Source organism: Acidihalobacter aeolianus, assembly GCF_001753165.1.
Lineage (GTDB): Bacteria > Pseudomonadota > Gammaproteobacteria > DSM-5130 > Acidihalobacteraceae > Acidihalobacter > Acidihalobacter aeolianus.
In genome coordinates, this window is record NZ_CP017448.1 from 207745 (window position 1) to 229376 (window position 21632).

23 protein-coding genes are annotated in these 21632 nt (G+C 66.5%); 10 read left to right on the top strand and 13 right to left on the bottom strand.

The features are described 5' to 3' along the window. Positions 1-106 precede the first annotated feature (106 nt). Positions 107-868: a gamma-glutamyl-gamma-aminobutyrate hydrolase family protein gene (locus BJI67_RS01005; RefSeq protein ID WP_070071432.1), complete on the bottom strand. Its 762-nt coding sequence runs from the start codon at positions 866-868 to the stop codon at positions 107-109. Positions 869-1164: 296 nt separating this feature from the next. On the opposite strand from BJI67_RS01005, the gene BJI67_RS01010 reads away from it, so the two are divergent. The 6 genes from BJI67_RS01010 (at position 1165) to BJI67_RS01035 (ending at position 7191) form a co-directional block, all read left to right on the top strand. Next, positions 1165-2454 (top strand): ABC transporter substrate-binding protein, encoded by a 1290-nt coding sequence (locus tag BJI67_RS01010; RefSeq protein WP_070071433.1) that lies wholly within the window; start codon positions 1165-1167, stop codon positions 2452-2454. A 10-nt stretch (positions 2455-2464) separates the two neighbouring features. Beyond that, positions 2465-3331 carry a branched-chain amino acid ABC transporter permease gene (locus BJI67_RS01015; protein WP_070071434.1) on the top strand — a complete coding sequence of 289 codons (867 nt, stop codon included), beginning with the start codon at positions 2465-2467 and terminating at the stop codon, positions 3329-3331. After that, entirely contained in the window at positions 3328-4329 is a 1002-nt protein-coding gene (locus tag BJI67_RS01020) for a branched-chain amino acid ABC transporter permease (RefSeq protein ID WP_083250515.1), read from the top strand. Before BJI67_RS01015 ends, BJI67_RS01020 begins: the two co-directional genes overlap by 4 nt. After that, positions 4326-5081 carry an ABC transporter ATP-binding protein gene (locus BJI67_RS01025; RefSeq protein WP_070071435.1) on the top strand — a complete coding sequence of 252 codons (756 nt, stop codon included), beginning with the start codon at positions 4326-4328 and terminating at the stop codon, positions 5079-5081. Before BJI67_RS01020 ends, BJI67_RS01025 begins: the two co-directional genes overlap by 4 nt. Next, entirely contained in the window at positions 5078-5788 is a 711-nt protein-coding gene (locus BJI67_RS01030; RefSeq protein ID WP_070071436.1) for an ABC transporter ATP-binding protein, read from the top strand. Before BJI67_RS01025 ends, BJI67_RS01030 begins: the two co-directional genes overlap by 4 nt. A gap of 107 nt (positions 5789-5895) precedes the next feature. Beyond that, the gene (locus tag BJI67_RS01035) at positions 5896-7191 is read left to right on the top strand and encodes an HD-GYP domain-containing protein (protein WP_070071437.1); all 1296 of its coding nucleotides are present in this window, start codon (positions 5896-5898) and stop codon (positions 7189-7191) included. 79 nt (positions 7192-7270) lie between these two features. Here BJI67_RS01035 and BJI67_RS01040 read toward each other — a convergent pair whose 3' ends face one another. Further along, positions 7271-8626: a hypothetical protein gene (locus tag BJI67_RS01040; RefSeq protein WP_156781975.1), complete on the bottom strand. Its 1356-nt coding sequence runs from the start codon at positions 8624-8626 to the stop codon at positions 7271-7273. Between the two features lie 307 nt (positions 8627-8933). On the opposite strand from BJI67_RS01040, the gene BJI67_RS01045 reads away from it, so the two are divergent. After that, a complete protein-coding gene (locus tag BJI67_RS01045; protein WP_197513223.1) occupies positions 8934-9374 on the top strand; it encodes a DsrE family protein in 441 nt (146 codons plus the stop codon). Between the two features lie 10 nt (positions 9375-9384). Here the strand turns inward: BJI67_RS01045 and BJI67_RS01050 are convergent, their stop codons facing one another. Genes BJI67_RS01050 through BJI67_RS01095 form a run of 10 tightly spaced genes read right to left on the bottom strand, consistent with a single transcriptional unit; the run spans position 9385 to position 18317 of the window. Next, on the bottom strand, positions 9385-10125 hold the full coding sequence (locus tag BJI67_RS01050) for a glycosyltransferase family 2 protein (protein WP_070071440.1): 741 nt from the start codon (positions 10123-10125) through the stop codon (positions 9385-9387). After that, positions 10122-10568, bottom strand: a complete 447-nt coding sequence (locus tag BJI67_RS01055; RefSeq protein WP_070071441.1) for a hypothetical protein — start codon at positions 10566-10568, stop codon at positions 10122-10124. Before BJI67_RS01055 ends, BJI67_RS01050 begins: the two co-directional genes overlap by 4 nt. Further along, the gene (locus BJI67_RS01060; protein WP_070071442.1) at positions 10562-11365 is read right to left on the bottom strand and encodes a beta-ketoacyl synthase chain length factor; all 804 of its coding nucleotides are present in this window, start codon (positions 11363-11365) and stop codon (positions 10562-10564) included. The genes BJI67_RS01055 and BJI67_RS01060 overlap by 7 nt, the downstream gene beginning before the upstream one ends. After that, positions 11362-12543: a beta-ketoacyl-[acyl-carrier-protein] synthase family protein gene (locus BJI67_RS01065; protein WP_070071443.1), complete on the bottom strand. Its 1182-nt coding sequence runs from the start codon at positions 12541-12543 to the stop codon at positions 11362-11364. Before BJI67_RS01065 ends, BJI67_RS01060 begins: the two co-directional genes overlap by 4 nt. A gap of 28 nt (positions 12544-12571) precedes the next feature. Beyond that, complete coding sequence (locus BJI67_RS01070) at positions 12572-14923, bottom strand: MMPL family transporter (protein ID WP_070071444.1); 2352 nt, start codon at positions 14921-14923, stop codon at positions 12572-12574. Beyond that, positions 14901-15530 carry an outer membrane lipoprotein carrier protein LolA gene (locus BJI67_RS01075; RefSeq protein WP_070071445.1) on the bottom strand — a complete coding sequence of 210 codons (630 nt, stop codon included), beginning with the start codon at positions 15528-15530 and terminating at the stop codon, positions 14901-14903. Before BJI67_RS01075 ends, BJI67_RS01070 begins: the two co-directional genes overlap by 23 nt. Beyond that, positions 15511-16401: an LpxL/LpxP family acyltransferase gene (locus BJI67_RS01080; RefSeq protein ID WP_070071446.1), complete on the bottom strand. Its 891-nt coding sequence runs from the start codon at positions 16399-16401 to the stop codon at positions 15511-15513. The genes BJI67_RS01075 and BJI67_RS01080 overlap by 20 nt, the downstream gene beginning before the upstream one ends. After that, positions 16398-16700: a 3-hydroxyacyl-ACP dehydratase FabZ family protein gene (locus tag BJI67_RS01085; RefSeq protein ID WP_070071447.1), complete on the bottom strand. Its 303-nt coding sequence runs from the start codon at positions 16698-16700 to the stop codon at positions 16398-16400. The genes BJI67_RS01080 and BJI67_RS01085 overlap by 4 nt, the downstream gene beginning before the upstream one ends. Then, positions 16697-18019, bottom strand: coding sequence for an AMP-binding protein (locus BJI67_RS01090; RefSeq protein WP_070071448.1), 1323 nt, complete (start codon positions 18017-18019; stop codon positions 16697-16699). The genes BJI67_RS01085 and BJI67_RS01090 overlap by 4 nt, the downstream gene beginning before the upstream one ends. Before the next feature lie 22 nt (positions 18020-18041). After that, a complete protein-coding gene (locus tag BJI67_RS01095) occupies positions 18042-18317 on the bottom strand; it encodes a phosphopantetheine-binding protein (RefSeq protein ID WP_083250516.1) in 276 nt (91 codons plus the stop codon). A gap of 216 nt (positions 18318-18533) precedes the next feature. On the opposite strand from BJI67_RS01095, the gene BJI67_RS01100 reads away from it, so the two are divergent. The 3 genes from BJI67_RS01100 (at position 18534) to BJI67_RS01110 (ending at position 21303) form a co-directional block, all read left to right on the top strand. Beyond that, positions 18534-19346 (top strand): MipA/OmpV family protein, encoded by an 813-nt coding sequence (locus BJI67_RS01100; RefSeq protein ID WP_070073865.1) that lies wholly within the window; start codon positions 18534-18536, stop codon positions 19344-19346. Continuing rightward, positions 19346-20161: a bifunctional DNA-formamidopyrimidine glycosylase/DNA-(apurinic or apyrimidinic site) lyase gene (gene mutM / locus BJI67_RS01105; RefSeq protein WP_070071450.1), complete on the top strand. Its 816-nt coding sequence runs from the start codon at positions 19346-19348 to the stop codon at positions 20159-20161. The genes BJI67_RS01100 and mutM overlap by 1 nt, the downstream gene beginning before the upstream one ends. A 137-nt stretch (positions 20162-20298) precedes the next feature. Further along, positions 20299-21303, top strand: coding sequence for a chorismate transformation enzyme, FkbO/Hyg5 family (locus BJI67_RS01110; protein WP_070071451.1), 1005 nt, complete (start codon positions 20299-20301; stop codon positions 21301-21303). Between the two features lie 3 nt (positions 21304-21306). Here the strand turns inward: BJI67_RS01110 and BJI67_RS01115 are convergent, their stop codons facing one another. Then, entirely contained in the window at positions 21307-21564 is a 258-nt protein-coding gene (locus BJI67_RS01115; RefSeq protein WP_070071452.1) for a YfhL family 4Fe-4S dicluster ferredoxin, read from the bottom strand. Between the last annotated feature and the right edge of the window lie 68 nt (positions 21565-21632).

Consider the following 21632-nt stretch of genomic DNA (forward strand, 5'->3'; position numbering starts at 1 on the left):
AATACCTGGGCGTTGGCCTATATCCGGGCGACGGCAATACCGCCGAAGTCTTGATCAATATGGCTAATCGGGCCATGTACCGCGTCAAGCACGACCGCAAGGATGGTTATGCTTTTGCTCGCTCCGATGATGATGGCGATGACAACGATTTTTCCAGTGCCCTGCATCGGCTGTGAACGTCCGCAGCTTCAACCAGCCGGTCGAACAGTCGCTGTTGGACAGGGTCTTTGTCAGCATTGAGTTCGGGGTGCCATTGCACGCCCACGAGATACGGGTGGGTCTCGTGCTCGAAGGCCTCGATCACGCCGTCCGGCGCCCAGGCGTTGGCGTGTAGCCCGCGACCTAGCGTCGAAATGGCCTGATGGTGGCCTGACAGCGAGGAGAACTGGTCGGTACCTAGCCAGCCATGCAACCTGCTGTCTGCGTCCACGCGGATTTCGTGCAACAGCACGGCCCATTCCTCGCCCACGTGCGTGACCAGATCGCCGAACACGTCAGGCAGGTGGCTATGGATGCCTCCGCCTAGGGCGACGTTGACGATCTGCATGCCGCGGCAGATCGCCAGTGTCGGTAGCTCGCGTTCGACCGCAGCTCGGGTCAGGGCCATCTCGGCGCGGTCGCGGTACGGATTTAGGCGCGACAGTGGCTTGCGCGGCGCGACGCCGTAGGCGGTAGGGTCGATATCCTCGCCGCCGATCAGGATCAGCCCGTCGATGAGTTCCAGGTATTCGGGGATGCGCTCGGGAATGGCTGGTATCGGTAGAGGCAGTCCGCCAGCACGATGGACGGCGTTCGGATAACCCTGCGGGCATTCGTAGCGTCCGCGCGGGGTGGGGCCGAAGGTGGAGATGCCGATGACGATGCTCACGGAGATCCGGGACTGTGGGTTCGCTGCTTGCATTCTACGACCGTTCGCCGAGATGTGGTCGCAAACTGTGCATAAGTTTGGTTTTGCTCCTGGAGTACGTCCAAGGGTTGGCCAAACGACGGTGGAGGACCATACTCTGTGCCCACTGTCAGTCGCCGTCTGTAGACCGACAGGCACGATAACAAGAGCAGTACTGATAACCTCAAATTGTTCGCTGATTAAATGCGATTATAAACTCGGGCTGCCGGTGCAAGCCGGGCCCGCCAAAACGAAAGAACTCTTGAGGAGGAGAAGTCATGACCGATCGCAAGACGTCGGACTCCGACGGCTTTGGCAGCACTGGGCGCGGCGGAATCACGCGGCGCGACTTTCTCAAGGCCGGTGCCACGGTGGCTGCCGCCCAGACCCTGGGCCTGGGCTCGCCCAGCGCTTGGGCGGCAGGCGATGCGGTGCGCATCGGCGTGCTCAATCCATCTACGGGTACGTATGCCGAACTGGGCCGCAACCAGACCCGCGGTGCCGAGATGGCGGCCGCCGAGATCAACGCACGTGGCGGCGTCCTCGGGCGCAAGCTCGATCTGATCGTCACCGACACCGCGTCGAAAACGGGGCTGGCGGTATCCAAGGCACATCAGCTGGTCAAGCAGCACGGCGCGCACTTTCTCCAGGGCACCGTGTCCTCGGCCGTGTCCGAGGCGATCGAGCAGGCCAGCCGCGAAATGGGCGTGCTGTTCGTCGATTCCGGCGGACACGCCACCCCGGTGACCGGCAAGCAGTGCACCTGGAGTACCTTCCGCGTGTGCACCACCACCTACATGCTGGCCGCGGGCATCGCCGAGACCCTGATGCAGAAGTACGGCAAGCGCTGGTACTTCCTGACCCCGAACTATGCCTTCGGTCTGACCGAGCAGGCGGCCTTCGAGCGCATCCTCAAGGCGCACGGCGGTACCGTCCTCGGCGCCGCGCTGGCGCCGCTCGGCACCACCGACTTCTCCGCCTACCTGATCCAGGCGCAGGCCGCCAAGCCCGACTGCCTGATCATCCTGCAGGCCGGCGACGATCTGGTGCATGCACTGACCCAGGTGAACCAGTTCGGTCTGCAGAAGAAGTTCGGCGTGGCCGGCGGCATGATGGAGCTCGAGGTGCTGCAGGCCCTGCCCGCGGCCGCCCGCGTCGGCGACTGGAGCTTCGAGTGGTGGTGGGATCAGCCCAACGTGCCCGAGGTGAAGTCCTTCGTCGAGCGTTACCGCAAGCGTAACGGCGGCAAGTACCCGACGGCGCGCAGCTGGTTCGGCTATGTGGCCACGCATGCCATCGCGCAAGCCGCGGACGAGGCCAAGTCGCTCGATTCGGTGAAGGTCTCGCGTGCCCTGGCCGGTCTCACCCTGCCGGTCGATGTCGGCCTGCAGCCGGCCAAGCTGCAGTTCCGCGCCTCCGATCACCAGCTGATGTCCGGCATCTTCGCCGGCGGGGTGAAGGCCGGTGGCCATTATCCAGACCTGTTCCAGGTCGAGAAGTATGAACCGGGGGCGAGCATTGCGCAGAGCGCCACCGAGAAGGGTTGCCATATGACCTACCCCAGCTGAGGGTAGGCCGGTGGAACTGATCCTTTTCGATGTGCTCAACGGCCTGCTGCTGGGCGTGTTCTATGCACTGATGGCGCTGGGGCTGTCGTTGATCCTCGGGCTCAACCGGGTGATCAACTTCGCCCACGGCGGCTTCCTCGCACTGGCCGGCTACCTCGCCTACAGCCTGCTGCCGTATCTCGGCTTCGCCGGCGTGCTCATCGTGGCGCCGCTGCTCGCGGCGCTGCTCGGGGTGCTGGTGGAGCGGGTGCTGATCCGGCCGCTGTACGGCAGGGACCCGCTGTTCAGCCTGCTGCTGACCTTCGGGCTGGTGCTGGTGATGCAGGATCTGATCCGCACCATCTGGGGGGCGCAGGGCCTGCCCCTGCAAACCCCGGCATTCCTGCAGAGCGCGCTCAGCCAGACCTACTTCTTCATCACCGGCTACCGGGTACTGATCCTGGTGATCGCAGTGGCGTTCGCGCTGGGACTGCTGGCCTTCCTGCGCTACACCCGCGTGGGACTCCGCATCCTGGCAGGGGCATCGGACCTGGATACGGTGTCCGCGCTCGGGGTGAGCATCTACCAGCTGCGCGCCCTGAGCTTCGCCGCCGGCATCTTTCTCGCCGGCGTGGCCGGGGTGCTCGCCGCCGGCTGGCAGGGGCTCAGCCCGCAGATGGGCGACAGCCTGATCATGCCGAGCTTCGTCGCCATCATCGTCGGCGGCGTCGGCAGCCTGCTCGGCAGCCTGTTGGGCGGCCTGCTGATCGGCGTGGCTTCGGGCATCACCTCCGCCTTCTATCCGCAGGCCAGCGAGCTGGTCATCTACGTGATCATGGCGGTGGTACTGGCGATTCGCCCGCGCGGGCTGTTGGGCAAGGAGAGTATCTTCGGATGAGCGCGACGCAGAGTGTGAACCGGGCAACGAATCCCGGAAACGCGGGCGGGGAATCCGCCGCCAACCGTCGGCTCGCGGTACCGGCGATCATCTGGGTAGCCCTGCTCACGGTGCCGGTCTGGTTTCCCTGGCTAGGCGGTTACAATCTGCTCGCCACGCGTGCGCTGACCCTGGGGCTCGCGGCCATGGGCCTGAACCTGCTGCTCGGTACCTCCGGGGCGCTGTCCTTCGGTCAGGCGGCGTTCTTCGGACTCGGCGGCTATGCCGCCGGCGAGACGCTGATGCATCTCGCGCCGAGCACGCCGCTCGCGATCCTCATGGGCATCGTGGTCGGCGGGCTGGCCGCCGGCCTGCTGGGGCCGATCGCAGTGCGTCTGCGCGGCATCTACTTCTCGATGATCACCATCGCCTTCGGGCAGGCCTTCTATTTCATCGTGGTGAACTGGAACGGTTTCACCGGCGGCGAGGACGGCCTGCTCGGCTTCAACCGCCAGCCGATCGACCTCGGAAATTTCGCGCTCAAGCTCGACAGCGTGCAGTACTACTACCTCGTTCTGCTGTGTTTCGCGGTGGTGGCCGGACTGATCGCGCTGCTGCTGCGCTCGCCGTTGGGGCATGCGTTCATCGCCGTGCGCGAGAACGAGCGACGGCTGAACTTCCTCGGCGTCGGCGCTCGCAACCTGTTGTGGATCGCCTTCACCCTGTCCGGCATGATCGGCGGGCTGGCCGGCGCGCTCTATGCCCTGCTCAACAACTTCATCTCGCCGGCCGCGCTGCATTGGACCCTCTCCGGCGACTTCGTGATGATGTGCGTGCTCGGCGGCATGCGCAGTTTCTGGGGCCCCTTGCTCGGCGCGATCGTCTACGTGCTGGCCGAAAACTTCCTCAGCTCCTACACCGACAACTGGATGACGGCGCTGGGCATCATGTTCATCCTCATCGTGCTGTTCTTCCCCAAGGGCCTGCTCGGCATGCTGCGCACGCAGGTGAAGTCGTGAGCGCCCTGCTCAACGTCCACGAGGTGTCCAAGCGCTTCGGCCAGCTGCAGGCACTCGGCGGGATCAACCTCAAGGTCGACAAGGGCGAGATCCGCGCCCTGCTCGGCCCCAACGGTGCGGGCAAGACGACCCTGTTCAATCTGATCAGCGGCATGTTCGTGCCCAGCGAGGGGTCGATTCACTTCGACGGCGTCGAAATCAGCCACCAGAGCGTCGAGCAGCGCGTGCGTACCGGCATCGTGCGTACCTTCCAGATCACCGAGGTGTTCAAGGAACTGAACGTCTACGAGAACCTGCGCATCGCAGTGGAGGCGGAAATGGGCACCAGTCTGCGGCCCTGGATTTCGCGTGCGCAGCGACAGGATGTCCGGCGCCGGCTCGACGAGCTGCTCGAGGCCACCCAGTTGGGAGGCAAGGCCGAGCGCGAGGTGGGCGAACTGGCGCACGGCGATCAGCGCGTGGTCGAGGTAGCGATGGCGTTGGCCATGGACCCGCGCCTGTTGTTGCTGGACGAACCGACCGCGGGCATGAGCGACCATGAGACCGATCACATGGTCGAGCTGATCAAGCGCCTGCACCAGACCTTCGATCTCACCGTGCTGTTCGTCGAGCACGACATGCATCTGGTGTTCAATCTTGCGCACCGCATCACCGTGCTCGACAACGGCTGTCTGCTCGCCGAAGGCACGCCGCGCGAGATCGCGGACAACGAGCGCGTGCAGGAAGCCTATCTGGGAAGCAGCACGATATGAGCGAACAGAACCTACTGCGGACCGAGGGTCTGCACGTCTTCTACGGCAAGAGCCACATCCTCCACGGCGTGTCCCTGGAGGTGAATCGCGGCGAGGTGGTGTGCCTGCTGGGCCGCAACGGCGCCGGCAAGACCACCACCATCAAGGGGATCATGGGGCTTGCGGCGCGTGCTCAGGGCAGCGTCACCATCGCCGGCAAGCGCGCCGAGCGCCTGCCGCCGCACGGCGTGGCGAGGCTCGGCGTCGGCTACGTCCCGGAGGGGCGCAAGATATTCCCCCATCTGACCGTGGAGGAAAACCTCGCGGTGCCGGTGGGTCGCCCGGGGCGCTGGAATCTGAACGAGATCTACAAGTTCTTTCCGCGCCTGCACGAGCGGCGGCGTCACCCTGGCGGCATGCTTTCAGGAGGCGAGCAGGAGATGCTCGCGGTCGGCCGCGCGCTGATCACCAACCCCGATCTGTTCATCATGGACGAACCCTCGCAGGGCCTCGCGCCCAAGATCGTGCAGGAGATCTATGGGCTGATCCGCGACATGGTGCAGGAAGGGCAGGCGGTGCTGCTGGCCGAGCAGAACGCCTTCATGGCGCTCGAAGTATCGAGTCGCGCCTATGTCATCGACAATGGCCGCATCGTATTCGACGGGGCTGCCGGCGAGCTGCTGGCGGACCGCGAGCGGGTCCGCGCCCTGGCCGGCGCCTCAATTTGAGCGAACGAGCGTCAACGGAATTTCCTATTACATGAACTGCTTGAGCGCATAAAAGCCTATATTGTCTGGGGCTGAATGATGTAGGTCGGTCAGCAGACGAGGGTTTCATGGGCGGGCTTAACAACAAAATGCATCTGAAGGTCGACGTAATGTCCCTGCGCAAGGGCATGTTTGTCGCCGATCTGGACCGGGACTGGCGGGAGACGTCCTTCCTGCTGCAGGGCTTCCTGATCCAGAACACCACCCAGCTGGCGCAGCTGCGCGAGAGCTGCGAGTACGTCTATGTCGATCCGGCCAAATCCACGATCCCGGTAGGTTTACCGGCACAACCAGAGCGCGCACCAGCCGTGGAGACACCGCGCCGCGTGGTGCGTCGTATTCGCCGTGGCCCTTTGCCCGATCTGCGCGGCCACTCAGATCCTGCGGCTTTCCGCCAGGAGCTAGGTCGGGCCACGCAAGTACAGATACGAACCCATGCCTATCTCAGACGCGCCTTCGAGGATGTTCGCATGGGTGCCAGTGTCAATACCGAGGAGGCGCGTGCGGTGGTGACCGCGCTGGTCGATACCATCAGCGTCAACGTCAATGCTTCGCTGTGGCTCACCAATCTCAGGAACAAGGACGAATACACCTCGATCCACAGCATGAACGTATGCATCCTGGCGATCGCATTCGGTCGCCATCTGGGACTGGGTAACGAGGAGCTCAAGACCCTTGGTCTGGGTGCGTTGCTGCACGATATCGGCAAGATCAAGACACCGCTCGAGGTGTTGAACAAGCCCGGCAAGCTCACCCCGGAGGAGTTCGAGATCATGAAACGCCATCCGGTTGAGGGCCATGACCTTGTGCTCTCTTCTGGTGACCGATTGCCCCCCATGACGCTGAGCATTATTCGCCACCATCATGAGCGGCTCGCGGGTAACGGTTATCCGGATCGGTGGTCGGACGAGCGTATCCCGTTGCCGGTGCTGATCACCTCTGTTGTCGACGTTTACGATGCGGTAACCAGCGACCGTTGCTACCACGATGGCATGCCGGCACACCGTGGCCTGCAACTGCTGTATGACATCGCACCCGATAGCTTTGGACGGGAACTTGTCGAAGAATTCATTCGTTGCGTCGGCATTTATCCGGTAGGTAGCCTGGTCGAATTGACCACCGGAGAAATTGGCATCGTCCTGTCGGCGGATACGCGCCATCGACTCAAGCCGCTGATCCGTCTGTTGCGCGCGCCAGACGGCACACCTTATGGCGAGAAACAACTGATAAATCTGAGCGATTTGGCGGACACCGAAGCCAATTGGCGTCAATGGGGCATCAAGAAAGTGCTGGAGCCGGCGGATTACGGCATCGACATCAAGGGTTTGGTGGCAGAGGATTTCAGCCTGCAGTCACTGAACTGAGAGCGCGAAAATGAAAGCCGCCGGTCCGTATGAAGCGACCGGCGGCTTTATTTGCTGCCGATAGGCAGTCGTCAGAACATCAATACGCGTACCACATACCCAGCATCACATAGTTGTTGTATGAGGCGTCTGTGGTCGTGCCGTTGACCTTGTTGAAGGCCATATACTGCAGGTTGAATTGCATGTTGTACCAGGGCATGTAATCCAGCTGTGCAATGTAGGCCGCTGCGCCCTTGTCACTGGGGGCATAGGTGGTCGGGATGTTGGGGTTCAGCGAGGTACCACCAGCCGGACCTCCCAAGGCACCCTGATCCACGGCATTAGCTGACGAACTGGCACCGAGATATGCCAGCGTGGCGCCATACATGCGGTTGTAGTAGTACGTCGCGCTTACGTTGTAGGTGTCGAGGTGCTGCGATCCGTACGAGCTGCCGGTCAGCGCATTGGTTCCGTTGAGCTTCTGCTGCTCGTGATAGTAGGCACCGTGTACCGTCAGCGTGTTCTTGCCGGCCAACCACTGATATTGCCCATCGAAACCGATATCGGTGAACTTGTCGGTGGGACCGGTTGGACCGTCCACCGGCACATCGGCGATCAGACCCAGGGTGCCGACCTCCCAGTTGTTGTTACCGGACTGCCCTGTGTAGGCGAGACGCCAGTAGGGGGCCATGCCCTTGATCAGCTGTCCACCGTTGGCCGGGGTGTCGGTGGATGGGTTGTTCATGCCGTGATAGACACCGGCTTCAGCGTAATAGGTGTTGTCAAAGAATCCGTACGCCGTCAGACCCACGACCGACTGTGCCAGAGCCCCTTCGACCACGGTGGCCGGCATGGCCGCGCCGCCGGCGGTGGTGAAGGTATCGCCCGGTGTGAAGTAGGGAAACTGCCAGGCAGGGGTGCTGTTCCACACGTCTTGCACAGTCGGGTTGTTGTTGAGGTCGATACCGTAGATTACCGAGGTGTTGCCCAGCATGGTCTGGTTCGCATAGCGGACGTCGGTGTTGTCGAGTCCGAAGCTACCGCCGTCGCCCGCGGTGTACTGTAGGAACGTGCCCACGTGGTTGGTGATCGCACCGGCGTAGAAGAAGCTAAGCTGATTGGGGAATTCGACCTGGCTGGCGTCGACACCCGGGCCTGGGTGCTGGGGTAGCGAATCGCTGACCATCACCATCAGCGAAATCGGTGCCCAGCGGTCGATGTCCAGACGCTTGCCATTGTCGGCCTTGACCTCGGGCTCGTTCTGCATGGTGTAGCCGAGCAGTTTGAACTGACGGCCAAAGGGTGTGAGCTGTGGGAAAGCCGTATGACAGGCGGCGCAGGAAACGCCGAGCTGGCGGGCAAACGAAGGCACCGCATGTGCCGGGGCTAGTGGCAGCAACAGGCTGATGGCGCCGGCGGGCACGGCCCAACGTCGGAAAAGGGATGATGCTGGCATGGCAGACCTCCTGGAATCATTCTGAGCAAGATCGAAAAGCCCTTCGCGCCTCTTGCGCGGTTCGGGTGCGGCATTCCCGCCGAGGCGCCATCCAGATCGCCGTCGGCCGGTGCATCGGTGTATATGAGTATGCTGATATTCCGGTTGAGTAAAGGTCATGGCAGCGACTGCTTGACCTGCGTCAAGCAGGCAGATGGGCGGGTGGGGTGCCGGCCACGGGAATGACCCGGGTCAATATTCAATGATCCTGGGGTTCCAATAATGCTGGCGAATGACAGGCTCGGGACAGTCCGTCAGGGGGCAACTGATGAACACACTAAAACTTCGGTGGCAGCGTCTTGCGGTAACGCTGCTGTTTGGTTTCATGCTCACCGCTGGGACGGCCGCTGCATCAAGTGGACCCGTCGACGTACACATGCTGATCATGGTCGACCGCACCTCTCCGCAAAGCGAGATGGTGGCGATGAATCTAATCCGCCACGTGATTCGTTTCCAGGGCATCGATCATGCACACCTGGATCTGTTGGCCATCGGACCCGGCATGAAGATGCTGCTCAAGGGCACGCCCTATGCCGAGGATATCGAGAGCTTCACCGACTACGGGGTGAAGTTCGTGCTCTGCCGGCGCAATCTCGAAGCGGCACATATTCCGTTTTCCCGTCGAGCCGACGATGTGGGTTTGGTGCCGGATGCGGTGCTGGAAATGCAAAAGCGCAAGAACGAAGGCTGGATGGTCGTCTGGCCCTGATCTCGTCGGACTAGCCGCGCGCGCGTCCGCCTAAGAGCAGCCGTAGGCGCGGCAGCATGAGTCGGGGATCGAGCAGCATCCGCGCCACGGCGAGCGTGATCTGCGTGGTGTCGTGGACAGCGCGATAGTGGCTGGGCCTGGCGGCCTGCGGATAGAGGCTGTCGATGGGGACGTAGCGCAGCGGATAGCCGAGATAGGCTGCCGCCACCAGCAGCTCGGTTTCGAGCACGAACCCCTCGGCGGATCTGCTCAGCGGAAAGCGGCCGTCGCGCAACAGCTCCGCAGGGTAGACGCGGAACCCCGACTGGCTGTCGCGGATGCGTCTGCCGGCGGCCAGAGAGATCCAAAAGTCGGCGAAGTGATTGGCCATGCGGCGCGCGGCGGGGGCCGCGCTACGCTTGTCTTGGCGTTCGCCGATGACGACCGCAGGCGGGTCGTCGGCTGCTGCGGCGAGCAGGCGCGGTATGTCCTCCGGCCGGTGCTGGCCGTCCGCATCCAGCGTGACGACATGGGTCGCGCCGAGCTCCAGGGCATGGCGAAAGCCGGTCGCGAGGGCTGCCGCCTTGCCGCGGTTGTGTTCGTGCCGCAGGACGCAGACGTTCTCCGGCATCGATCCCAGGCAGTCTCCCGTGCCGTCGGTGGAGCCGTCGTCCACCACGATGACTGCGTCCACCCAGGGCTGCGCGCCGGCAACGACGCCATGGAGCGTCGATGCCTCGTTATAGGCCGGGATCACCGCAACGGGCTTCATGCCGGCGGGCTTCCGCCGAGCACGCTGAGTCGACCGTGCAACAGCTCGCGCCCGCCAGCGCCGACGCTGAAGCGGTAGATCACGCCCTCCCCGCTCGCGATCAGGCGCTCTGCCTCGATCACGAGTGTCTGCGCAAGCTCGTCAAGGCGTACAGCCGAGAAGACGACGTCGCGTACCGCGACCAGCCGGCCGGGGGTTGCGGCGGGCGTGTTCCGGCGGTGGCCCGTCAGCAGCGCGCCGTGCAGGGCCGCCGCCTGGGCGGCGTACTCGATGCCGTGTACCGCATGCAGCCGTCCTGCCCGACGCAGCGGATGCCGCGGATCGAGATGGGTGTTGCTGAGGCAGCGGATGCGCTTGTCGTCCCATTCGGCGACGCGCTCGATCAGGCACATGTCGCCGGCGTGCGGAATCAGCGCGCACAGCGCCTCCCGATCTTTCAGCATGGCTGCAGCGAGACCAGTAGATAGGTTTCGGCGGTCATCGGCAGCGCCGTCCGCCCGGCCTGCCTCGTCGCGAGCAAGGCGAGCAGCGGCAAGGCGGCCGCGGCGGGATTGTCCCGGTGCAGGGCTTCCAGGCCCGGGTCGGCGAACGGACGCGCATCGGCCGCATCGCTTCGGGGGCCGGCCAGCCTCAGCCGCGCCAAGCCGTCTGCGTCGGAATCGTCCGCCGCCAGCACGAGTGCGCAGGCGAACGGCTGGCGCATCGCGACGCAGGCGTCGAGGGGAAACGGCGGCGGGACTTCGTAGGCGACCAGCAGGACGGGGCCGCCCTCGCAGTGCAGCTGCGTCAGCGCCTCGGTCAGGCCGGCGGCGAAACTAAAGGTCTGCGCGGAGATGGCCGTGTAGGGTGCCCGCGCGCCCGTGGCGATCGACCAGTAGCCGGCCGGCGCGTTGTGCACGGAATTGTGGAAAACGGTGGGCGACAGCGCCGGTTCCGGGCGGGACAGGGTCTCGCATACCGCGTGCATGAGATGCAGGTCGCCGCTGGCGGAGGCGAAGACGCTGGCGGCGTGCACAGGATCGATACCCGCCATGCGGACGGCCTCGTCCGCCACTGCCAATGCCAGGCGGGTCGAGGCGCCGGCGCGTCGGCGCTCGTTCGGCGGCAGGCGCACGGCGTTGGGCCTGGGAGGCTCCCCGGCGGCGTAGGCCGCGCGGCCGGAGAGGATCTCGCGCGCCGTGTCCCAGTCCGGCAGGCCGGGTGCGGCGATGCCGGCACCGAGGATGCGACAGGGCATCATGCGGGATACCCGAGAACCAGGCTGGCGTTGCTGCCCCCGAAACCGAAGGCGTTGCTGACGACGCGCCGCAGGGGCGTTTCGCTGCCCGCGATGCGCACGTCGGAGGCGAATGCAGGGTCGACCGAGGCGGTGTTCAGGCTGCCGGGAATCAGGCCGTGTTCTATGCACAGGGCGCCGATCAGGGCATTGGCGGCACCGGCGGCGCCCAGGGTGTGGCCGGTCCAGCCCTTCGTCGAGGCGCAGGGCACCGCATTGCCGAAGACTTCGGAGACGGCCCGATCTTCTGCCGTGTCGTTCGCGGGTGTGGCGGTGCCGTGCAGGTGAATGAAGTCGACGTCCGCGGCTTCCAGACCGGCGCGGTGTAGCGCGCTCCGCATGGCGAGGGCCGCGCCGGCTCCCGTGGGGTCGGGCGAGGACATGTGGTAGGCGTCGTTGCTTTCGCCGTAACCCAGCAGATGGATGCCCGCGCCGTCCGCAGATTCGAGCAGGGCGAAGGCGGCCGCCTCGCCGATGCTGATGCGGTCGCGCGTGGGATCGGCCGGCCGGCAGGGCCGCTCGGAGACGAGCTGCAGCGCGGCGAAGCCGTGCAGGGTCATGCGGCAGAGGCTGTCGACGCCGCCGACCACGGCCGCCGTGCACAGGCCTGCCTCGATGTGGCGCCAGGCGGTGGCGAAGGCCTTGGCGCTGGACGAGCAGGCGGTGGAAAGGGTCTGCGTGGGCCCGTTCAGACCGAGTCGGTCGCGCACGTAGGCGGCCAGCGAGAACAGGTCGCCGGTGTGCGCATAGTCGAACCAGTCAGGCAGGGGCGCCTGGGCATCCTCGCGCGCGAGGTAGGCGAGTTCGGTCTGCTCCACGCCGGAGGTGCTGGTGCCCATGAACACGCCGATGTTGCCGGCGCCGTGACGTTCGCGAGCGCGTCGGCAATGATCGATGAAAGCGTCTGCGGCGAGGCCGATCTCAGCCAGGCGGTTGTTGCGGCAGTCGTAGGGCGCGAAGGCCCCGGTCAAGGGGGCGTCTTCCACGCCGTCGACGCGCCCGATCCAGGTGTTCGGGCCGCGCGGATCGAAGTCGTTGGGGCGCAGTCCGCCGCGCCGCGCGCGCAGGGCGTCGAGGGTGGCCTCGCGGCCGACGCCGAGGGCGCTGGTCAGGGTATAGGCCGTGATCTTCAGGGCGGGCATGTCAGGTCCAGCGGTGCGATTCCGGCGGTCAGGGCCGGCTCAGACCCGCGCGTTGCGCCAGCAGCATGGCCAGCGGATAGGCCGTGCCGACCCCGATGGCCGCGGTCAGACCCAGGGCGCGCAGGACGGGCAGCGGCGAAACGGCAAGGATAGCAAATACGCCGACGGTGGAAACGGCGCACAGCGTGAGGGCATGCAGGGTCCTGCGGCGCCCGGCGGGATCGCTTTCGGGGCGGGCAAAGAACAGCGCGTAGTCGATGCTGATGCCCGCCACCATGAGCAGGGCGACGAGATGGAACAGGGTGAGCCGTTCGCCCAGGGCGACGAGTGCCGCCACGTCGATGAGTTCCGCGAGGGCCAGCGGCACGAGGACGCGCGCCACTTCGCGCGGGCGCCGCAGGCCGGCGAACAGCACCAGCAGGACCGCGGCGGCGACCGCGCCGAGACGACCCACGGTCTGTTCGCGAAAGTCGCGCATCAGCCGCGTCGATTCGTCGTGCATGTCGAGGTAGGTGGCCCCGGGCGTGGGGTGTGCCGCGAACCAGGCGGCAAGCGCCTGCGGCTCGCGCACGCCGATCAGCGGCACCAAGGCGTACCAGCGCCTGGCGTGCGCGTAGAGCAGATTGTCGATGCGCGCACCGAGCAGGGTGCCGCGCGCCTCATCCGGGGTTATGGGAGAAAGGTGGCGGGCCGCTTCGGCATCCCGCAGGAAGGGCGCGAACACGCCGGGCCGGAACGGCAGACCGTGCAGTGCCGTCTGCAGGCGTACTGCAAGTACCGGTGCCGGCGGGATGGCCTCCTGGCGCTGCCGCTGCACGGCGGCGTCCGGTAGATAGCGCGCGGCGAGTTCGTAACCGTGTAGCCAGCCTTTCGCGACCTGTGTGCGCAGCTCCGTGGCAACCCTCCGGCTGCGCGCCAGTGCCTGCTGCGCATTGTCGGCTTGAACCACCACCAGCTGGCCGACGTCGGGTGCGCCGAGATCGCTGCGCAGCTGCCGGTCGGTGGCCAGGCTGGCCGAACTGACCGGGCTGAGTGCGGCAAGGTTGTCCTGCCAGAAGGTATCGCGGTGCTGCCAGATCGCGGCCAGGGCGGTCGTGCCCAGCAGCGCGGCGGTGGCGATACGGATGCCGGGACGGGTGCGGCGTGCCGCTTCCGCCACGCGCATCAGCCGGTGCAGGCGTAGCCGGGGCGCATAGGCGGCCGGCATCAGGTCGGGCAGCACCCAGCGGGTGGCGCCCGCGGCCGCCAGCAGGCCTGCGATGGCGAATACTCCGAGTTGCATCAGGCCCGGAAAGCCGGTGCCGAGCAGGCCAACATAACCGGCGGCGGTGGTGAGCACGCCGAGCCTGAGCGTGGGCCAGAGGTGCTGCAAACTGCGCCGCGCGCTGATGTCCCGCTCCAGGTGGCTGAACAGGTGCATGGGGTAGTCGACGGCCACGCCGAGCAGCGTGGAACCGAAGGCCAGGGTGATGCCCTGAACCGAGCCGAAGCCGAGGTTGACGGCCACGGTGCCGGCGAGCACGGCGCTGAGCAGGGGCAGCGCGGCGAGCAGCAGCAGGCGCACGGAGCGATAGGCGACCAGCAACAGCAGCGCGAGGGCGAGGCTGGCGGCGGTACTGAATGTCTGTGCATCGCGCTTGATGGTATTGCGCGAGTGCACGGCGATGACCGGCGAGCCGCTGAGCACGAGGCGCAGCCCCTGGTGCCCGGGCAGGGACCCGAAGCGATGACGCAGTGTGTCGACCGCGTGCTGCATGGCATCCAGGTCGAGGCCCGCTGCGCGCGTCTGCGCCAGCAGCAGGGCCCGCTGGCCGTCAGGCGAAACCCACACCCCGTCCTGTCGGGCAGGTGCGTGCGCCGGTTTCCAGGATTCCAGCATGGCGAGGTAACTGCCGGTGGGATCGGCCGCGAGAAAGCGCTGGCTGAGCAGTCCCAGGGGCGAATTCAGGGCGCGGAGCTGCCGTTCCAGGGCGGCGTGCAGCCCGGCTACCGTGAAGTCCGCCGCCTTGACCGCGGGGCTGAGCAGATAGCGCCAGGCAAACAGGCGCGGATCGTCGAGTGATTGCGGGTCGAAGTCTCCGTTGGCCACCCGCGTGAAAAGCCCGCTGGCCTGCAGGGCGGCGGCATAGCGGCGGCTAACCTCAGCCCTTTGCGCGGCGGTGCCGCCCGCGATCGCGATGAGCACCGTGCGGTTGGCCGGCGAATCCTCCATCTGGGTGAGCATGAGCTGCTGGGCCGCGCTGCGACCCGCCGGCATGAAACCGGCCAGGCTGGCGGCGAAGTGCGCCGAGTGGGCGAGATAGAGGCTGCCCGCCAGGCACAGGGCGAGCCAGAGAAGGGGCGCGAACCAGCGCCGCTCAGGACGCGGGCTTGCGTTCATGCACCACGAGGCGGCTGAGCGTCAGGCGGCTGCGGTCGCCGCCGCTTTGCGCAACCTCGACGCGCCGGAGCCGGTTGCCGCTGCCGTAAAGTTCGATCTGCTCGATGGCCTGGTTCAGCGACGCCTGGAGCGGCAGCAGTCGCAGACGCCAGGCCGCGGCATCCCCCGAGAGCTCGGGCTTGAAATAGCGATGCAGTACCGCGGCATTGCCGGACAGGGTCGCGCGCAGGGCGGCGATCAGGGCGGCCAGCGGCGGGTAGTCGTCCAGCTGAACCCTGCGCGGCGGATCGCTGCCGAGAATCTCGGCGACGTTGCCCTGCACCACGTAGCCGCCGCCCTCGCCGGTCTTGGCGAGGTAGCCGGGCGCACGGTAGACGAGCCGCCCGTGGCTCACCAGCGGGACGTCGACGAAGCTCGAATGCCGCACCTCGGTGTAATCGGCGCTCGCGTCGGTGACGCGGGAGAAGCCGGCCAGCAGGTCGGTCAGGTTCCAGCCAGTTGCACCCGCAGGTTGGCACGCCAGCAAACCGATCAGGCCGGCGGCGAACGCCAGCACGGCCAGGACGTGTCGGCGCCCGCGCGCAGGCTCAGGATTGCCAGTAGTCATAGAAGTTGAACCAGTTGTAGGGCGCCAACCGGGTGTAGTGCTCCAGGCGGGCGGCGTAGCGTCGGGTCAGCTCAGTGGTGACCGCGTCGCGCTGCGCACGCGGCAGGTCGAGCGCCGGGGTCAGAAGCTCGAAGTGGATATCGTAACGCCGTCCGCCACGGTACAGCCCGAAGAAAAGCAGCACCGGCACGTGCATCGCCGCCGCGGTGAGCAGAGGGCCGCGCGGGAAGGCGGCGCGGCCGCCGAGAAAGTCGCAGGTCAGGATCTTGTCGCTCTCGGCCACGCGATCGCCGAGCATGCCGACCAGGTCGCCGGCCTCGAGACGCTCCTTGACGCGCAACAGGCTGTCGATGCCGCCGAGGGGGATCACGGTGTCGGCGACGGCCGGATTCAGTGCGGCCAGCAGGCGCGTCAGGGTGCCGTTGTGCTCGGGGTACATGAGCACGCGCAGCGGCAGCCCGAGGCGGTTGACGCCGAGTGCGCGCAGCACCTCGAAGCTGCCGAGGTGCGAACCCAGCAACAGGCCGCCCTGCCCGCTTTCCGCCTGCGCCTTGAGCAGCTCTTCGCCGTTTACGCGCACGTCCAGCGCCGAGTCGCGACCCGTGAGCAGGAACACGCGATCGAGGATGGTGGCCGCGAAACAGTGCATGTGGCGCGCGACGTCGGCGAGGTTCGCGGGTCTGCCGAGCACCCGCGCGAGGTAGGCGCGCGACTGGCGCCGCGCCTCGCCGGCGCGCAGCAGGTAATAGGCGGTGATTGGAGGCAGCGCAAGCCGTGCGACACGACGCCCCATGCGTCGCGCCAGCCAGAGCACCAGCTGCATGGCCCAGCGGTTGCCGAACTCGCCCTGAGCGGTCCAGGCGCGGCTCATGCGTCGTCGTCTGCGACGGCGAGACTGCCTTCGGCGACGAGCGTGTCTCCATGGCGTGCGGCAAAGCGCAGTTGACCGGTCGGCGTGCACTCGAACTCGATCCGGCACGCCTCGTCGGGTTTCAGGGGGGTGTGGAATTTGGCCGTGCGCACGCCGCTGATCCGAAGCTCGGGCCAGGCGGCGCTGGCGGCGGCGATCACCTCGTCGAGGATGACGACCCCGGGCACGATCGGTTCGCCGGGGAAATGTCCGGTCAGCGCCGGGTGGGATGGCGGAATGTTGAAGCCGGGCTGGTTCACGCGGACAGTCTGGCGTTGCCGATCAGATTGAGCAGGAGCTGGCGGGGCAGCTTGCCGGTGTCGGTCCGGGGCAGTGTGGCCAGCTTGACCAGCGGTCGGGGCAGGAACACCGGGTCCATGCACAGCGCAAGCTGACGGAGCAGTTCGGCCTCGTCGAGCGTGGGGGCGACTACCAGTGCGGCAAGTCGCTCGCGCTCGGGATCGGGCTGGACGAAGCAGCCGTCGACCACGCCGGGTATGGCGAGCAGTCGGCGGTTCAGTTCGCCCAGCGTGGTGCGCTTGCCGGCGATGTTGACGAGGTCGGCCTTGCGTCCGATCAGGTGGAAGCGCCCGCCCGGCGAGACTTCGAGGCGGTCGGTGATGGTCTGGGCTGCGGCGAGCTGCGGTCCCGTGATCAGCCAGTCGTCGTCGCGGCGCTCGAGCGCCATGCCGTCGTACAGCCGCCAGTTCGCGTCGCGCAGGGTTTCACGGCTGGCAACCGCGCCGGCCTCGGTAAAGCCGTAGATCTCGTGCAAGGGTGCGCCGAACGCAGCCTCGGACGCGGCGGCCAGTTCAGTATCCAGCGGCGCGGTGGCGCAGAGCACGAAAGCCGTTTCGGGCCAGGCGAGTCCGGCGCGGGTAAGCGCGCGAAGATGCACGGGGGTGGTGACCAGTACCCTGGGTGCTGGCAGCTGCGCCAGCGCCCGGCGCAGATCCTCGGGGTAGAAGGGCTGGCCGGCGTGTACCGCGCTCGGTCCCAGCAGGGCGTAGAGCACGCTCGATTCCATGCCGTACATGTGCTGCGGCGGTACCGTGGCGAGCAGGTGATGCGTCGCGGCGTCGAGACCGAAGCGGCGCAGCGCGAGTTCGGTGCCGAGGCTCAGCTGTCCCCAGGTCTTGAGGTTGGGACTGGGTTTGCCCGTGCTGCCGGAGGTGAAGATCACGATGGCCGGCTGGGCGACATCGATTTGCGGTGCCGCGCCACCGTTCGTCGCGCCGTTCTTGAGCTGCAGACGGTGCATGGGACGGCGCACGCCATCCAGCGGCGCGTCGCACAGGCAGTAGGCGTCGTAGTCGTCGGCGGTCTCCTGTATCACCTGCGGCGCGCGGCTCGGCGGCAGCAGCGTGATCTGTCCGCGCAGCAGCGCCGCGGCGAAGGCGACCATGAAGTGGTAGCGGTCGAAACACAGGTTGACCACATGGCGGCCGTCGGGAAGGTTTTCGGCCAGCGCGCGTGCCTGGGCCAGGAAACGCCGGCGGGACACCGCCACGCCATCGCGCCAGGCGATCGAGCTGTCCGGGTCCCCGAGATGGAGCAGAGGGCGGGTTATGGGGGGCATGCGGGCTTCGCCGTCGGTTTGTTCAGTTGCCCGGCGACTGCTGGCTACTGATGTGTGCAGCAAGGCTGCGCAGCGAGGCGAAGATGGCCGGAGTCTGGTTGTCGTCGGAGCGGATCTGCACGCCGTAGCGCTTGGATATCGCCAGGGCCAGTTCGAGGGCGTCAATCGAGTCGAGCCCCAGCCCTTCGCGAAACAGAGGGGCCTCCGGATCGATTTCGGTGACGCCGATCTCCTCCAGGTTGAGCGTGCTGATGATCAGCCCGGCCAGCTCCTGCTCGAGCTCCATCGCTTGGTCCATCCTGCCCCCTGCTGTTATGACTCCCGCGCGCTCTTCCGGTGGGCCGAGGGAGTCTGAAATAACGGTATGCTATCTTACCAACGGGCCCGAAACGGCAAAAGGGTGCCCCATCCTCAAGCCGCTTGCTGCGGATTTTCACAGGACCCGACGGACTTCCCAATGAATGCTTGCCGCAGGATCGATCGGCACGGCGCGCGTGCGCGGCGGTCCCGCCGCATGCCGGGCCTGCTGCTGGCCGGCGGCATGCTGTCGTGGACCTCGGCCGCATCCGGCGAAATGCGTCCCCTGTGGGAGCTGGGTGCCGGTCTCGGCGTCGCATCCATCCCCGCCTACCGCGGCGCACGTGGCGCTGACCTGTACCTGCTGCCCCTGCCCTATCTCGTTTACCGCGGCCGATTCCTGCGTTCGGACAGCCAGGGCATCCGCGGCGTGTTCTATCGGAGCGAGCGTATCCAGCTGAATCTGAGTGGCTACGCCGGCCCACCGGTGCAGAGCGGACAGATCTCGGCGCGTGCCGGGATGCCGAATCTGAACTCGAGCTTCGAGATCGGTCCGCAGCTGCAGTTCAAGCTGATCGAACGACCGGGTTACTCGCTCGACCTGCGCTGGCCGGTGCGCGCCGCCTTCACGTTTTCGCTGCAGCCCATCGGCTGGACCAGTACGCCGCATCTGCAGCTCGACCTGCCGGATTTTCGCGGCAGCGGCTGGATGCTGGGCGCCTCGCTCGGCCCGGATTTCGCGGATCGTCGCTACCACGCCTATTTCTACGATGTGGCGCCCGCCTATGCGCGGCCGGGTCGCCCCGCCTACAGCGCATCGGGCGGTTACAGCGGAAGCAGCATCTACCTGACCGCCAGCCGGCGTTTCAGGCGCTTCTGGGTCGGTGCCTTCCTGCGCTACGATAATCTCGCCGGCGCGAGTTTCGTGCGCAGCCCGCTGGTCGAGACACAGCAGTATCTGGTGGCGGGATTCGGGGTCAGCTGGATCTTCGCCACCTCCTCGCGCATGGTCGAATCCGAGGAACCCTGATGCCCGAACTGCCCGAGGTCGAGACCACGCGGCGCGGCATCGAACCGCATCTGCTGGGGCGGCGCGTGGTCGACGTGGTCGTGCGCCAGCCGCGCCTGCGCTGGCCGGTGCCCGGCGATCTTGGAACCCGGATCGCCGGACGGCGCATCGAGGCCGTCGGGCGACGCGGCAAGTACCTCTTGCTGCGTACCTCGGTCGGGACCGCGATCGTGCATCTGGGCATGTCGGGGAGCCTGCGCGTGATTCCGCAGGACAGTCCCGCCGACCGGCACGATCACGTCGATATCCGCCTGGACAACGGACGCGCACTGCGCCTGCACGACCCGCGCCGCTTCGGCGCCCTGCTGTGGACCGATGCGCCGCCGGAGACCCATCCGCTGCTTGCCGGCCTAGGTCCCGAGCCGCTGTCCGAGGCCTTCCACGGGGCGCTCCTGCATGCCGTGGCGCAGGGGCGACGCAGTGCGGTCAAGGCATTGCTGATGGACGGCCGGGTGGTGGTCGGCGTCGGCAACATCTACGCCAGCGAGTCGCTGTTTCGGGCGGGCATCGACCCACGCCGTGCCGCCGGCCGCATCGCCGCGGCGCGCTACGACCTGCTCGCCGAGCGCGTGCGCGAGGTGCTGACCGAGGCCATCGCGGCCGGCGGCACGACCCTGCGCGATTTCGTGCGCGAGGACGGTCGGCCCGGGTATTTCCGAATGAGCCTCAACGTGTACGGGCGAGCCGGCGAGCCGTGCCCCGTATGCGGTACGGCCATCCGCGAAGCCGTGCTGGCGCAGCGCAATACGTTTTACTGCACACGCTGCCAGCGTTGACGGCGCGGCTCGCGCCCGAGCTGTGGCATGCGATAATCTGCGCCTCGCAACGCACCGATACGGAATGGGTTTTCGATGGAAGATTCACACGGCACGCTTCGGCAGCGCCGCGTGCGCACAGGCATGACGGGGTTTGCATGAACACGGCCAAGGTACTCGCTCACTCCGGTCCCTTCGGCATGGGTTACGTGCCACGCTCCCGGATCGCACAATTTTGCGATGACCCGCATACGCTCGCACTGATCGATTTCGCCGCTGACGGCGAGGCCGCCGGCGCGGCGGGTTTCGTCAGCCATCTGCCGCAGCTCGACGGACCGCCGGTTTGCGAATACTGGCGCAGCGACGAGCCGGTCACGCGCTGGCAGGAAGGTGACTTCCACCTCGCGCGTACTTCGGAATTCATGTTCGCCCGTTTGTCGTTGCCCGATACGGCCGCCGCCGAACGGGATGCGCAGGTTGCCTACGCGGCTCTGTTGCGCATCCTGCGTGAAGGCGAATTTCCTCATCTGGTGCGGGTGTGGAACTACTTCCCGAGGATCAATGCGGAGGAGGACGGACGCGAGCGTTACCGTTCGTTCTGCGTCGGCCGCGCGGCGGCGCTCGAATCGCTCGACGCGATGGACGATGCGCGTCTTCCGGCGGCCAGCGCCCTGGGTGCCAGCGGCGGCGGGCTGCAGGTCTATGCCCTGGCCGCGCGCGAACCCGGCGTGCAGATCGAAAACCCGCGCCAGGTCAGCGCTTTCCGCTATCCCAATGATTACGGTCCGCGCAGTCCGTCGTTTTCACGCGCGACCCTGGTGCGCTGGCGCAACGGCACGCATTTCTACATCTCGGGCACGGCGAGCATCGTGGGGCATGCCTCGGTGCATCAAAGCCTGGAGGCTCAGCTCGGCGAGACGCTGGCAAATGTCGAGGCCGTGGTCGCGCAGGCGCATCGCGCCGAGGGGCTCGATATCAGCACGCCCGACGCGCTGAGCCTGCTCAAGGTCTACGTGCGCCGGGCCAGCGACGCCGGTACGGTGAGGGACTGGTTGCGCGCACGGCTCGGCTCGGCCGTGCCGATGGCCGTGCTACAGGCCGATGTGTGCCGTGCGGAACTGCTGGTGGAGATCGAGGGCGCCTATTGCGGCGGCGCGGGCTGAAGCTCAGCCCTGGGGTTCGGCCATCAGGCGGGTGTATTTGGCGAGCAGCATCTCGTGGCTTTCCACCCGGTCCGGGTCCTTGGGGATGCAGTCGACCGGACACACCGACTGGCACTGCGGCGTGTCGTAGTGGCCGACGCATTCGGTGCAGCGCTCCGGGTCGATGACGTAGATCTCCTCGCCGGGCGAAATGGCCGCGTTCGGGCATTCCGGCTCGCAGACGTCGCAGTTGATGCATTCGTCGGTGATGTACAGGGCCATGGTCGTTCCTCGGTGCCTCGGTCCGGCGGCACGCCGCCGATGTGTTAACGCGGGCGCTAGGGCCTGTT

Excerpts from the sequence above, each read along its gene's own strand:
- BJI67_RS01045 (WP_197513223.1), top strand. The coding sequence starts at position 8,934 with ATGAACACACTAAAACTTCGGTGGCAGCGTCTTGCGGTAACGCTGCTG.
- BJI67_RS01060 (WP_070071442.1), bottom strand. The coding sequence starts at position 11,365 with ATGATGCCCTGTCGCATCCTCGGTGCCGGCATCGCCGCACCCGGCCTG.
- BJI67_RS01030 (WP_070071436.1), top strand. The coding sequence starts at position 5,078 with ATGAGCGAACAGAACCTACTGCGGACCGAGGGTCTGCACGTCTTCTAC.
- BJI67_RS01010 (WP_070071433.1), top strand. The coding sequence starts at position 1,165 with ATGACCGATCGCAAGACGTCGGACTCCGACGGCTTTGGCAGCACTGGG.
- BJI67_RS01050 (WP_070071440.1), bottom strand. The coding sequence starts at position 10,125 with ATGAAGCCCGTTGCGGTGATCCCGGCCTATAACGAGGCATCGACGCTC.
- mutM (WP_070071450.1), top strand. The coding sequence starts at position 19,346 with ATGCCCGAACTGCCCGAGGTCGAGACCACGCGGCGCGGCATCGAACCG.
- BJI67_RS01115 (WP_070071452.1), bottom strand. The coding sequence starts at position 21,564 with ATGGCCCTGTACATCACCGACGAATGCATCAACTGCGACGTCTGCGAG.
- BJI67_RS01020 (WP_083250515.1), top strand. The coding sequence starts at position 3,328 with ATGAGCGCGACGCAGAGTGTGAACCGGGCAACGAATCCCGGAAACGCG.
- BJI67_RS01090 (WP_070071448.1), bottom strand. The coding sequence starts at position 18,019 with ATGCCCCCCATAACCCGCCCTCTGCTCCATCTCGGGGACCCGGACAGC.
- BJI67_RS01040 (WP_156781975.1), bottom strand. The coding sequence starts at position 8,626 with ATGCCAGCATCATCCCTTTTCCGACGTTGGGCCGTGCCCGCCGGCGCC.
- BJI67_RS01055 (WP_070071441.1), bottom strand. The coding sequence starts at position 10,568 with ATGCTGAAAGATCGGGAGGCGCTGTGCGCGCTGATTCCGCACGCCGGC.
- BJI67_RS01110 (WP_070071451.1), top strand. The coding sequence starts at position 20,299 with ATGAACACGGCCAAGGTACTCGCTCACTCCGGTCCCTTCGGCATGGGT.
- BJI67_RS01070 (WP_070071444.1), bottom strand. The coding sequence starts at position 14,923 with ATGAACGCAAGCCCGCGTCCTGAGCGGCGCTGGTTCGCGCCCCTTCTC.
- BJI67_RS01080 (WP_070071446.1), bottom strand. The coding sequence starts at position 16,401 with ATGAGCCGCGCCTGGACCGCTCAGGGCGAGTTCGGCAACCGCTGGGCC.
- BJI67_RS01100 (WP_070073865.1), top strand. The coding sequence starts at position 18,534 with ATGCCGGGCCTGCTGCTGGCCGGCGGCATGCTGTCGTGGACCTCGGCC.
- BJI67_RS01075 (WP_070071445.1), bottom strand. The coding sequence starts at position 15,530 with ATGACTACTGGCAATCCTGAGCCTGCGCGCGGGCGCCGACACGTCCTG.
- BJI67_RS01095 (WP_083250516.1), bottom strand. The coding sequence starts at position 18,317 with ATGGACCAAGCGATGGAGCTCGAGCAGGAGCTGGCCGGGCTGATCATC.
- BJI67_RS01035 (WP_070071437.1), top strand. The coding sequence starts at position 5,896 with ATGGGCGGGCTTAACAACAAAATGCATCTGAAGGTCGACGTAATGTCC.
- BJI67_RS01065 (WP_070071443.1), bottom strand. The coding sequence starts at position 12,543 with ATGCCCGCCCTGAAGATCACGGCCTATACCCTGACCAGCGCCCTCGGC.